This is a genomic window from Blautia sp. NSJ-140 (assembly GCF_022868965.1).
Taxonomy (GTDB): Bacteria; Bacillota; Clostridia; order Lachnospirales; family Lachnospiraceae; genus Blautia_A.
The window spans coordinates 208,087-221,274 of the sequence record NZ_JALIFS010000005.1; the positions used below are offsets into that span (position 1 = coordinate 208,087).

Consider the following 13,188-nt stretch of genomic DNA (forward strand, 5'->3'; position numbering starts at 1 on the left):
ATGAGACAGGTATTTGGAATTGTAAGGTACAATTTCTTCGGATTTTTACGCAATCCCAAAGTTATTTTTGTATTTCTGTTAGAATTTGTACTTAGTTTCCTGCTTACAGGCAGAATCATGGTTGTAATGGAGACCTACGATACACCGGTACAGGCCATTGAACCATTTATCTGGACATTTGGGGATGGGATAGCAGTACTGTCCAGTTCGCTGCTCTTGCTTCTTATGTTTTCTGACCTGCCGAAGATGACACCTATTACTCCATACCAGCTGACCCGGACAACCAAGAGGAAATGGCTTTTAGGTCAATTCATTTATGTTATTCTTGTAACTGTTTTATATACGGTTTTGATGCTGCTGTTTACGGCCGTGCTGTGTATGAAAAAGAGTTATCCAGGTAACCTGTGGAGCGAAACTGCAGCCATGCTTGGTTATTCAGAATTAGGAAAAAACCTGCAGGTCCCTTCTACAGTAAGGGTCATGGAAAGTATCTCACCCTATGGCTGTATGCTGCAGGTTTTCTTCCTTCTGTTTTGTTATTCGCTGACCTTAAGCTTTGTAATCCTTGTAGGAAATCTCTATAAAGGGAAGACTAAGGGGATGATTTTTGGCCTTCTTTACAGTGTTTTTGGTTTTTTATTGGACCCGAAAGTACTGGCTGCAATTTTACATAAAGAAAAATACGAAATGTATCAGGTAAATGTATTAATCTGCTGGATCAGTCCTCTGAACCAGGCAGTATACGGAAAACATAACTTGGGTTATGATCCATTGCTCCCGAAAATCCCGCATTCCTATATGTTTTTTCTGGGTATTTTAGTTCTTCTTGCAGTTTTTGCAATTAACCGGATGAAAAAATATACCTTTGAATTTCTTGGAGAAAAGACATGATCGGAAGGGGGAAAACCTATGTGGGGTGAAACAAAACGTATGTTTTTTAATAAGAATTTTCTGGCAGCATGGCTGATAGCCTGCATTTCCATAGCCATTGGACAGACTTATCCCAGCTTAAAAAAAGCACTGACATGTGGTACTTTTATCAGTATACTGGAAGGTTCCTTAAAAAGTCAGGCAGTATCTTTTGCCATTCCGGTAGCAGCCGTATTGCCATGGAGTGATTCCATTCTGCAAGAATATAAAAGTGGATTTTTAAAGGAGATACTTCCCAGAACGACTCGCAGACAGTATATCGAAGGTAAAGTTTTTTCCATTATGGTATCTGGTTTTATGGTCTGGACGTTATCTATACTAACGGTACTTTTTATCAATTTTATTGTGTTCTATCCGCTGGAGATAAAGGGTGCTATTCAGAAAGAAGCACTTCTGGACTTACTCATGAAGGCATTTCGGACAGGACTTATCGGAAGTATCATAAGTACTTTCGGTGGAAGCTGCGGGATTTTATGGGATTCTGCTTACATGGCATATGGAATCCCTTTTGTAAGCTTTTATTTCGGAATTATCCTTCATGACCGCTATTTTAAGAATCAGATATGGTTTTATCCAGTAGAATGGATACTGGCTGATGAAAATTGGGGACCGGACAAAATAGGAGTTTGGCTATTTCTACTGTTGTTTTTATTAGTAATGCTGGGAATTCTGGGAGGTGTTTTATATGGAAGATTGGAAGAAATCTGAAGGGACATTTAATCTGGCCTGTGATCTGGAAAGAGCAAGTGGAATGATGCAGAACACCTGCGTAAAAATAGAACACGTGACCAAACGTTTCGGTGAAGACATCGTGTTACAGGAAGTAAATCTTTCCCTGAAAACAGGTAACGTCTATGGGATTGTTGGAAATAACGGTTCAGGAAAGACCGTCCTTATGAAATGCATCTGTGGGTTTCTTCCTGTAACTACGGGCGCTATTTTTGTATTTGGAAAAAAAATAGGCCATGATGTGGATTTTCCTGAAAGTCTTGGAGTTATTATCGAGACTCCCGGTTTTCTTACACAATATACGGGCTTTAAAAATCTGGAGATCCTGGCAGACATGAATGGCCGGATCTCGAAGGCCGATATCCGCATAGTCTTAAAAAGGGTAGGATTGGATCCGGACATGAAGAAACCAGTCGGAAAATATTCCCTTGGAATGCGTCAACGCCTTGGTATTGCACAGGCCATTATGGAAGATCCTCTGTTTTTGATCCTGGATGAGCCGTTTAATGGACTGGATAAACATGGCGTGGAAGAAATAAGAGAACTGCTGCTGGATTTAAAAGCAGCAGGAAAAACCATTTTGCTGGCAAGCCATAATGAAGAGGACATCAGAATCTTATGTGACCACGTATATGAAATGGATGGAGGAATCTTAAGAGAAAGGACTGCCTGATAATGAGAAATTTATTTGTAAAAACGGCATTAGTATTGTGTACGACAATAATATTTCTTCCAGCTACCGTTTTTGCCACAGAGCCTCAAAACACGGAGATTACATCTGCTGAAGAAGGATTTACGGACTCAGATCCGTCCGTATCTTATGAGAATGACAACTCGTTAACCCTTGATGAAAAAGAGGATGATTCTACGAGTACCGAACCTCCGGCAGAGGATGAAAAGACTCCTGATAAAGCTGATAGCGATAAAGAAAATCCGGATCCGGATATTTTTACATCAGGAAATGACTTTGGTGATGGTTCTAAATCGAATCCGTTTCATGTTGTAATAGACAGTGATAATCCGGAAGACGGTGACGCCCCGCAGATAACAGATCCGGTTATAGACAACGGAGGGTATTCGGGCGGTGGGGGAGGAGGTAATTCAACATCAGACTCATCAAGTGAAAAAATATTACATAAACCGCAGGTATTATTAGAAGACAGCAATCTTTCGGGTGGACGATTGGAGGCTGGTTCTACAACAGAAATGTCGCTGACATTTCGAAATAAAAGCTGCAGTCAAAATGTATTTGGTTTAAAAATTTCCCTTTCTACAGAGAACAAAGGAATCGAATTTGAGAAAAACTCTTTTTATGTACAAGTCCTGGCTCCTGGTGAAGCAATTACCTTGGAACAGATGATTACTATAACAGAAAACTGTGATCCTGGACAGGCTGTCATTACTTTTTCTCTGGATTATGAAGATTCAAAAGCAACGGCAACTACCGGTACAGAATTACTGTCTTTTCAGATCATCCAACCTGTTCGTGTTAAATTGGAAGCTTCAGATATTCCATCTGTTTTATACACTATGGATACAGTAGAAATCCCGGTAAAAGCAATGAATCTAGGAAGAGACAAAATATATAATGCAAGTGTCAGCTTAAAAGCTGATGAATTAAGCTCAAACGATACTGCATTCTTAGGGACCATAGAGGCCGGAGATTTATCCCAGGGAAGTCTTCGCATATATGTAAAAGGAAAAACAGGAAAATGTGCAGGTCAATTAATCCTTACGTATGAGGATGCAGATGGCAAATCGTATGAGGACGAAATAAAATTCGATTCTGAAATCAAAGAAACCCAGATAAAGTCTTTAAAGGTTGAAGATGACCAGGAGAAAACCAATAACTGGTGGTATTCCATAGCTGCAGTTGTTGCAGTACTGCTTATTTCCATAATCTTGATTCTGGTCAGAAAGCTTCATAAGAAAAATATCCTTCTCGAAGAAGTGAGAAAGGCGGCCTCTCATTGAAAAGAAAAAAAATAGACAGCTTTACCTTATTTGTCATACTTTTGCTGTCATTGATATTGACATTATTAGTGATGCTGCTGGCGGGCATGAAAGAAGAAAAACGGCAATTTGCTGTGTTGCTCCCACTTGGAGATCTGACTTATGATGAAGATTTTTTGCAGAAAGCGAAGAAGATAAAAGGTATAAAAGAAATCTGGCCAGTCATAGAAGTCCCGGTTGTCATCAAAATTGAAGATTATACGGAAACAACGACTTTTTTAGGAATTGATATGAATGCGTTTGGAAAAAATCCAACTCAGAATGAACTGGGGAAGATGCCATTGTTATTGCTGGGAAATGGTTCCCTACGGGATATGAAAGACTATAATAATCATGCCATTTCAAAAAAACAACAGGAAAAATTTTTAGAGATGGGTGAAAACCTGAATATTTTTTATTCCCTGGATGAAAAAGAGAAGGAAACTTCCAAAGCCACGGATGATCTTACCACTTTATCCGGCAATTCCGCAAGAGAACCGCAGACCTCATATATGCCCTGTAAAGCCGCTGTAGTAATAGAAGGCAACGAAATCTACATACCCATCTACCAGGCACAGGATCTCTGCAGAGAAATAGGAGAGCCTTCTGAAATCAGTAAAGTATATCTAAAAATAAATGGAAAAAATAACCTGGAGAACGCAAAGAAAATACTTTCAGGAATTTAACATAATATATAGCAAGAAGTCTCTTTCCTTTACAGATGTGCAATGAATTGTAAAAGCACTGCACGAACGCTGTAAAAGCAAAAAAGAACACTTGGTTGGTGATGCAGTTCATGGTATAATAGTATCAGTTGATAACATAAATGATAAAAAAGCTAATTTTGTTAAAAAAGGATCACAATGTACATTTAGAATATCAGATTTACCGCCTTTTGATCATGTGGTTGTAATGTTCCGTGCATAGCCCAGAATGGAACTAAGTAAATTTATCAATGTCTGTCCCTTTTTCAAAATCTGAGATTTAATTGGCAGAAGTATATCACATGATAATGTTTATGGTATGAAAAAAAGCTTTCGTTGTAGCCTATGGTTCTGCATGGAAAGTTATTGGATAAAAGATACTGATTAATACTTGGTAAAATGAGGGAGCTCACAAATGAAAAAAATTACAATTGCCTTAATTATGGTTATATCATTAATAGCACCAATTCAGACAATGACGGAGAGTGTTACCCAGAACGGTACAATAATAGAGCCTTTGGAACAGAATATTGAACAGATCATCGATGAAATCACTTCTGAACCGCGTCCAATAAATTCTGATGCAATACAGAATGTAAAAGAATATATTAGTGAATATTTTGGCAATCTGGGATATGACAATATAGAATACCAGAAATTCGAATATAACGATGAAAACAATGAGAATGCAATAAGGCATTCCTCGCAGGCGGATGTGTTTCTGGCATCAACAGCCGAGGATGCAATTGTTGACGGCATTGGTGAAAATATCATTGTGACAAAAAACTCATCCATTGATACTACAAAAAATCTGATCATAAGTGCCCATTATGACAGTGCAGAAGATTCGGTGGGCGCCAATGATAACGGTTCCGGAGTGGCAGCAGTGCTTGAACTGGCAAGGATTTTAAAAGATACAGAGATGCCGTATAATATAAAATTCATCCTGTTCTCGGGCGAAGAGAAATATATGCTGGGTTCAAGATGGTATGTTGGTAAGCTGACGGAGGACGAGCGGAAACAGATCATCGGAGTAATAAATATTGATACTATTGCAGAAAAAAGTGATCTGGGTTATATGGCGATGATCGAAGGAAACAAAAGACCAGACAATGCGGAATATGATGATGAGGGATTGAAAAAACTGGCCGAATTAAATAAAAATAGTATGTCAGAACTATTTACACCCAATGACAGATTTTTCCTGACAATGGCAACCAACAGTGACCATTATCCGTTTGCATTAGTGAATATCCCGGCAGTATCAATTGTCCAGGACTGGCAAGATGGTTTGAACGTGAATGATAGTTCTGATGTGAAAGAAAATATGGATATACAGAGAATTGTGGAAGTGATTGATCAGGTTATGGAAGTACTTCCAACGATCAATTAAATTTATATCAAAAATCTCCCACTAATGGTAGTGCCAGATAAAAAACATTGTAGAAGTCAGTAATATTAATGTTTTTCATGGTGCTAGCACGGTGTGAAGTCGAAATAATCAAATACTGACAGAGACTAGGAGGTGGAATAATGAAAAAATGGATTGTGATGCTGGCGGTACTTGTTATGTTCTGTCTGGCGGGATGCGGGGAAAAGCCGATGACAGCAGTGTATTTTCATACAGATGATAACAGCTGGTATTTTGCGGATCTGGACACGGACACGATTTTCTCCGGAACGATACCGGATAAGCTTACGGATGAGAATGGAAAGAAGCTGACAGAGGAAGATATGACAGACGGAGATGTTTACCTAATCTATGGAGATGGTATCATGCTGGAAAGCTTCCCGGGACAGTATCCGGGAATCACAAAGATGGTACGGAAAGAACAGGGCAATCAGGAAAAGGCCGATCATTACCGGAAGGAGCTGCTTTCCATGATGCGTCCGGTGACTGTAGAGTGATAAAATAAAGCTTTTTTAGAAAAATATTAAAAGAAAATATATATCCATTTCTTCTATATTTTGATAAACTATATATTAAGACCACTGAGAAGAATAAATTTTAACATGATATATAACAAGAATTCTCCTATCTCTTCAGGTAGTGAGATGAATTGTAGATTTGATCATAAATGCTCATAAATAACCCATAAATCCCATAAATACCCAAAAGATTTTTGTAGATAAAAAAAGAAAACACTTGTTCTTGCAGTGGAATTGTATTATAATAAAGAAAGAACATATTGCTCGAAAAATGATAATTGAATTCGTTTACTTATACGTAGGAATAAGGTGAGGAAAATAAACTGGGCAGTAAAAATACGAATCTATCCAAATGCAGAACAACGTGTACAAATAGAAAAAACAATCGGCTGCAGCCGATTTATCTATAACTGTATGCTTGCAGATAAAATGGAATATTATAAAAAAGAAAAAAAGATGTTAAGGAACACACCAGCCAGTTACAAGAAAGAATATCCGTGGCTGAAAGAGGTGGATTCATTGGCGTTAGCAAATGTACAGATGCATCTGGAAAACGCATTCCATAAGTTTTTTCGTGAACCATCTGCAGGATTTCCGCGTTTCAAATCAAAGAAGTCATCAAGAAAATCCTATACAACAAACGTGGTGAATGGAAATATCTTTCTGGAAGGAAAATATTTGAAACTGCCTAAGATGACGGCTGTTAGAATAAAGCTTCACCGTCCGATATCAGAAAAATGGAAATTGAAATCTGTGACAGTCAGCAGGGAGCCATCCGGAAAATATTTTGCCAGTCTTTTATTTTGCTGTGAAAACCAAACAGCAGAAAAAAGACCGGCAGAAAGATTTATCGGGATCGATTTTGCGATGCATGGAATGTGTGTGTTTTCTACCGGTAAAAGAGCCAAATATCCGATGTTCTACCGAAATACAGAGAAAAAGCTTGCATGGGAACAGAGAAAGCTGTCCAGATGTCAGAAAGGCAGTCGGAATTATAAGAAGCAGAAGAAACGAGTTGCACTGTGCCATGAAAAGATCCGAAATCAGAGAAAAGACTTTCAGCATAAACTTAGTGCCCGTCTTGTCGAGAACTATGATGCAGTATGTGTGGAAGATCTGAATCTGAAAGGGATGGCAGGAGAACTTCATCTTGGAAAAGGCGTACATGATAATGGATATGGCCTGTTTCTGTCTATGCTGGAATATAAACTGGAGGAACGTGGAAAATATCTGATAAAAGTAAATCGTTATTTTGCATCCAGTAAGATTTGCAGTGTATGCGGAAAGAAAAAAGAAGAATTGTCTTTATCTGATAGGATTTATCACTGTGAATGCGGATACAGAATGGACCGCGATGTAAATGCAGCAGTTAACATCATGAATGAGGGAAAAAGAATCTTTGCAGAATGTGCATGACAGCACAACAAAAAGTCCGTAACCGGACTAATAAAAATCGCGGGGCACGCGAGGATAGCTTGTAGATACTTGGTTCAGTAGAGCCATTGAGCAAGAAGCCCCCACTTCAAAATCAAAGATTTAAGTGGTGGGAGCATGTCACTTTTCAGGTCTTTCTGGGTGGACAGGAACAATAATGGTCTATCCGGGAGGGTCTTTTTTTATTGCAGGAATGGCGTAAAATGGTACTTTTGATGGAAATATGATTGCAGAAAAATGAAAAAAGAAATGTTAGTTCTGACTATCATGTCCAGTATGCCTCAAATCATTTGGAGAAGGCGAAGGACGTGTTTATGAAAGTGATGAAGATCCTCTGGATTTATATAGCCCAGTGGAAGAAAAATAGAAATTAAACTGAGATGATAAAAAAATATTAAAAAAAGAATTGACAATTGTATTCTACAGTTGTAGAATACAATTAACTTCTACAGATGTAGAAAATAAAATTCTAGGAGAATCCACGATGAAGACAAAACTTATGACACTTATGACGGTAGCAACACTTGGGATTTTTTCAGCTGCAACGGTTATGGCAGCAGGAAATAACGATTTCTATACACAGCCGCCGGCTGGATCTGAATGGGAAAAAGCAGATACGGAAGGTACCTATGCAAGCTATACGAACGGAAATGATTATGTAAATATCTATAAATATTCACTGGAGGATGTCAAAACAGGGATTGCCAAATGCAATGACACATACGATGCCTGCTATCAGACAATTTATTCAGAGGGAAACAGCCTGTACATGGCAGTGGGATATGCAAAAGATGCAGATGACATCAGTGACGTCAGAAAATTTGTAGAATATATTTCTTATCCTGGAAATCCTTCACTTACCAGACAGGAGAACGAAAACCAGACCGATGATTCTTCTGATGATTCTGATAAGGCAACTACAGATACTGCCAGTCAGAAGTCAGGAGGAGATTCCGATTCCTCCGATACAGAAGAAAATGCTTCTGCAAAATCCTCGGACAGCAATGATGATTCCGATATCCTTTCTACCTCACCAATGACATTAGTTGACAGTGATGGAAATACTATTGAGATTAATTACATTCTTCACAAAGATTATTCTTGTGAATATCGTGGAGATGATGGAATGAACTATACCGATAATGGGGATGAGACTTATACCGACGAAAATGGAAATACCTACTCAGCTCTGAATGATGATACTCATCATCTGGGACATGCGTTGGAACAGCATGACCTTCAGGATGCAAACGGTAATACTGTGACGGTTACGGAAACTACAAATGGTGATTATTATTTCCAGGACGAAAATGGTACAGGATTTACGGACAATGGAGACGGGACATGGAGTGATGAAAATGGCAGCAGCTATACAGAAATAGACTGATAGTGGTCAGTAGCTGCAGGAATGGCAAGGGCATTTGCAAATTGTGCAAAAGCCCTTGCCATTTCCGTGAACCGTGGTAGAATAGAGTTATTCCTACATTTGTAGAAAATATGTAACAGGGGAGGTATGAAAAAGTGAAAAAAACTTACCAGAGACTTCCGGAATCAGAACTGGATATTATGCTCGTTCTTTGGAATAATACTCCGCCGATGACCAGACCGGAGATTGAGAAAGTGATCAATATGAAGAAAAAGCTTGCATCAACAACAATTTTGTCATTGCTGACCAGATTGGAGAACAAAAATTTCGTGGAAGTGACGAAACAGGGAAAAATGAATCTGTATACACCCCTGGTTTCGCAGTCAGATTATCAGGCACATGAAAGCCAGAGTGTTCTTGAGAAACTTTATGGGAATTCACTAAAAAAGTTTGTAACTTCACTTTATCATGGAAAGAAGATCAGCTCAGAAGAAGTCCAGGATCTCAGTGAATTTCTTAAGAACCTGGAGGACAGGGAGGAATAGCAAATTATGGAAGTTCTTATTCTGCACATTCTGAAACTGAATGTTATTGCAGCAGTAGTAATTTTACTGGTAAAAGTGCTTGCGACTCTGTTTAAAGGACGTGTATCAGCGAGATGGAAGTACCTTATCTGGCTGTTGATTACGATAAGCCTTTGTGTTCCGGTGCGCCTTCCGGCGAATCTGGCACTGGTGGATTTCAAAGTACTTAGAAGCAGTCAACAGAATACGCAAAGCCCGAAGATAACGGATTACGCAGTCAGACCAGAGGAAAGTCAGAAGATAACAGAAAACGTATCATCTGCGAGCAAAGACATGAAAAATCTGACAGAAATCCCGGAACAAAAGAGAACTGTCAGGTACGAATCAGATAAATGGCTGGGAATTGTGGCTGTGATTTTTGCTGCTGTCTGGCTGAGCGTAGCGGTACTTAAACTGACAGGAGAATTGCTGGCATATTATTTTTCTATAAGGAATCTGGAACGGATGAGTCTACAGGTAAGTGATACGGTGAGTATTCAGATGTACCGTGCAGCGTGTCAAAAGAAGCACGTACGCAGAATACCGGAACTCAGGCAAAACGCAGGTCTTACCACACCGCTTCTTGCAGGACTTTTACATACAAAATTGTATCTGCCAGCAACCGGGTATTCAGCAGAAGAAAGAAAACTTATCTTTTACCATGAACTTACACATTATTGCCATCGGGATCTCTGGTATAAGATGCTCCTTCGAATCTGTGCATCGATATACTGGTTCAATCCCTTTCTTCTTATCATGCTGAAAGAAGCGGATAAGGATATTGAGAATCTGTGTGATACAGCAGTTGTTCGCAGAGTTAATAAAAAGGAACATAAATTATATCGACAGCTGCTTCTCAGGACAGTAGCCATGGAAAATCAGATTCCATATGTGACAGCAAGTCTTAATGACAGCGAAATGGTGTTTAAAGATCGGATTCTGTATATGGTGAACATTCGGAAACTCCGCAAAGGAATTCTTCCGGGAATTCTTGTGACGCTGCTGCTTGCAGGCGGTAATCTGGTATTTAATGTCTCTGCCGGGACAGATACAGTTTCAGTAGAGACGGAGAAGTCTGGTATTGAAAAAAATGCAGATCCAGAGAAAAATAATGTACCGGATTATGCACCGTTTTCTGAAATGGTAACTATGCAGAAAGCTGCTGAAACACAGGACGAAGGAGGAGTGACAGAGAATACAGATACAGAGGATTCTGTAGACGAAGAGGAAAAAGCAGATGCGGAAACAAACGATGAACCTGCCATGGAAAACAGCGGACAGGTAAGTGAAACGACCGATGATGGAATTACCTCTGACAACAACGGGTCTGTTTCATCTTATGAAAATCTGCCAGCAGGCGTACCATATACCAGTGGATTCAGTACTACTTCCGGTGTAGCATCAATTGTAGCACCGGGTGGAGGAGATGAAGAATCCAGAGTTCTTTACGATAACGGAGATGGGACCTATTCTGATTATTATGGGAGCCGATACAGTTATCAGGGAGATGGAAACTGGGCAGATGCCAATGGAAATTCATATCGTACCTGGAATGACGAAGGTTATCATTTCGGAAACCAACTGGAACAGCATGAACTCCAGGGCAGTAACGGTACTGTTAATGTAATAGAAACAACAAACGGAGATTATTATTATTGTGACGCAGATGGGGTCGGATACACAGACAATGGTGACGGCACCTGGACGGATGAGAATGGGAACATCTATACAGAATAAACAAAGAAGCAGGACAATGGGGATGCTACCCAATGCCCTGCTCCTTTGTTTATTCAAGATGACCCTGAAATCTGTTGCTGTTGAGGAAAATTCAGGCTCATATGCCGCTGTATATCCAGGCAGCTTTTCGGTTTCACTGACGACTTTGCATAGGCCACTTCCACGGCGTTCCATGTATTTTATGCGGTGGAACAGGTCAGCAATCACAGGGTTTCGTCGCATGGAACGGATACTGTAAATATCGTATTCCTTATCGTCCAGCGCATCATCAAAGATAGAGCTTTTTTCCAAGCCATTCCACTGGGTACAGAACATACGGGAGTTATAAACCGTGTGCTGATCGGTCATGAGCTTTCCGCATTGGTCAAGAACCCATTTTTGTTAGCCAGACCGAAGGAGATATAATCGGATGGCTCAAAGCGGAGGCCAATCCGTTTCAGATAGGCTGCTTCAAAAAGTGTAAAGCTGTAATCCTTTTTTACCGCGTCTGTTGTTAGGATTTACTGTTTTAAGGTTATGATTGTATGGAAGGTACCTGAATCGTTATCATAATACATTTGCAAATTTCCGTGGTACTGTTTTACAACTTTTTTAATGCTTTTGATTCCGAAACCATGTCTGCCATTGTCTGATTTATGGGACACAGGAACTCCTTCCTGATTATACACAGGGGTATTTTGACAGGAATTGATGAGTATGATTATGACAAAGGGTGAATTTTCTTTTTTTTGTACTGTAAGCTCTATAAAAGAATCCGGGATATTTTCTGCAGATTCCATTGCATTCTCCAATAAGTTACAGAATAGAGATGTCAAATCGTGCTGATATATATATTGTACAGTACCGCTTCTGATGTCGGTATGGAAATGAATGTGTTTGTCATTGCATTGGCGCTGATAGCGGCAAAGAATGGCATTCAGCATTTCATTGTCGCAGATATTTGTGGTTCCTCTTAAGTCAGAAGATTCCATAAGTTGTTGTATATAGGCATTTATTTTATCAGAATCATGCTTTTCGTTCAGTAATTTGATCGATTGAAGATGTTTCTTTATATCATGGATTAAAATGCTTTGGTTTTCGTTTTGTGCAAGCATCATTTCATAGTATTCAACAGAATCGGATTCTTTCTGGAGCAACAACTGCAAATCGGCATACTCCTGTGATTTTTTTTGGTTATATTGGTTGATTCCAAATACAAGTAGGTTAACCATCAGCAGAAAAACTGCACAAATAGTCACTAGAAAATCAATAGGTGGAGCAAATGTGGATGTTTCACCAATAGAAAGAAGAGTAAATATAATAAAAATGGAGGAAACTGGAATTAACATCAAAAGAATTTCGGAGTGACCGTATTGTTCTTGATTTAATTTTTTTCCTTTGAACAGATGAATTAATAAATAGATGACTGCAAAAAAGAAAATCTTGCTAAAAACCGTATAAAAAACAAGTCCGGCATCTGTTTCTAAGAGAAAATGCGGAAAAAATCTTGATATAATCCCCAAAACTGCAATTTCAGATATACCCATAATTGCTGTAACTATAGCCGAATGGAAGAGTGCTAATAACAACTTGAGTTTAAACAACACATAAAGAAAAACAGTGTTAAACACAAAAAAGCTGACGACATTTAGTCCTGTTTGTTTGAGCAGGGAAAGAAGAAACAATATTGTATAAAGCGCACTCAATAATGCCAACCTTATTTTACTGCCATAAGAGGAGGTAAAAAGGTTGGATGTGTATTGCCATAGTATAACTGCTTCTGTAAAAAAACTAAAAAGAAGTAAAACGATATGTTCCATTTATT

At 39.0% G+C, this 13,188-nt stretch carries 12 protein-coding genes and 1 pseudogene; 11 read left to right on the forward strand and 2 right to left on the reverse strand.

What is annotated here, in order from left to right; all coding sequences use genetic code 11:
• The 11 genes from MUB50_RS08185 to MUB50_RS08235 all read left to right on the forward strand — a co-directional run bounded on the left by MUB50_RS08185 (position 1) and on the right by MUB50_RS08235 (position 11,384).
• Positions 1-891 (forward strand): hypothetical protein, encoded by an 891-nt coding sequence (locus MUB50_RS08185; RefSeq protein WP_118626517.1) that lies wholly within the window; start codon positions 1-3, stop codon positions 889-891.
• An 18-nt stretch (positions 892-909) separates the two neighbouring features.
• Positions 910-1,638, forward strand: a complete 729-nt coding sequence (locus MUB50_RS08190; RefSeq protein ID WP_227190740.1) for an ABC transporter permease — start codon at positions 910-912, stop codon at positions 1,636-1,638.
• Positions 1,639-1,681: 43 nt separating this feature from the next.
• On the forward strand, positions 1,682-2,332 hold the full coding sequence (locus MUB50_RS08195) for an ATP-binding cassette domain-containing protein (protein WP_431833598.1): 651 nt from the start codon (positions 1,682-1,684) through the stop codon (positions 2,330-2,332).
• A gap of 2 nt (positions 2,333-2,334) precedes the next feature.
• Positions 2,335-3,633, forward strand: coding sequence for a hypothetical protein (locus tag MUB50_RS08200; RefSeq protein WP_118626513.1), 1,299 nt, complete (start codon positions 2,335-2,337; stop codon positions 3,631-3,633).
• Positions 3,634-3,719: 86 nt separating this feature from the next.
• Positions 3,720-4,337 (forward strand): hypothetical protein, encoded by a 618-nt coding sequence (locus MUB50_RS08205; protein ID WP_244790847.1) that lies wholly within the window; start codon positions 3,720-3,722, stop codon positions 4,335-4,337.
• Between the two features lie 433 nt (positions 4,338-4,770).
• Entirely contained in the window at positions 4,771-5,748 is a 978-nt protein-coding gene (locus tag MUB50_RS08210) for a M28 family metallopeptidase (RefSeq protein ID WP_244790849.1), read from the forward strand.
• A 140-nt stretch (positions 5,749-5,888) separates the two neighbouring features.
• Entirely contained in the window at positions 5,889-6,263 is a 375-nt protein-coding gene (locus MUB50_RS08215) for a hypothetical protein (protein ID WP_118626511.1), read from the forward strand.
• A 330-nt stretch (positions 6,264-6,593) separates the two neighbouring features.
• Positions 6,594-7,700: an RNA-guided endonuclease TnpB family protein gene (locus MUB50_RS08220; RefSeq protein WP_118169646.1), complete on the forward strand. Its 1,107-nt coding sequence runs from the start codon at positions 6,594-6,596 to the stop codon at positions 7,698-7,700.
• A 502-nt stretch (positions 7,701-8,202) separates the two neighbouring features.
• A complete protein-coding gene (locus MUB50_RS08225) occupies positions 8,203-9,105 on the forward strand; it encodes a hypothetical protein (RefSeq protein WP_244790851.1) in 903 nt (300 codons plus the stop codon).
• Positions 9,106-9,239: 134 nt separating this feature from the next.
• Entirely contained in the window at positions 9,240-9,629 is a 390-nt protein-coding gene (locus tag MUB50_RS08230; RefSeq protein WP_026649345.1) for a BlaI/MecI/CopY family transcriptional regulator, read from the forward strand.
• Between the two features lie 6 nt (positions 9,630-9,635).
• Complete coding sequence (locus tag MUB50_RS08235) at positions 9,636-11,384, forward strand: M56 family metallopeptidase (RefSeq protein WP_244790853.1); 1,749 nt, start codon at positions 9,636-9,638, stop codon at positions 11,382-11,384.
• Positions 11,385-11,438: 54 nt separating this feature from the next.
• On the opposite strand, the pseudogene MUB50_RS17165 reads toward MUB50_RS08235, so the two are convergent.
• Positions 11,439-11,881: pseudogene (locus MUB50_RS17165) on the reverse strand (ATP-binding protein); the annotation flags it as partial.
• Between the two features lie 3 nt (positions 11,882-11,884).
• On the reverse strand, positions 11,885-13,183 hold the full coding sequence (locus MUB50_RS08245; protein ID WP_118626505.1) for a sensor histidine kinase: 1,299 nt from the start codon (positions 13,181-13,183) through the stop codon (positions 11,885-11,887).
• Between the last annotated feature and the right edge of the window lie 5 nt (positions 13,184-13,188).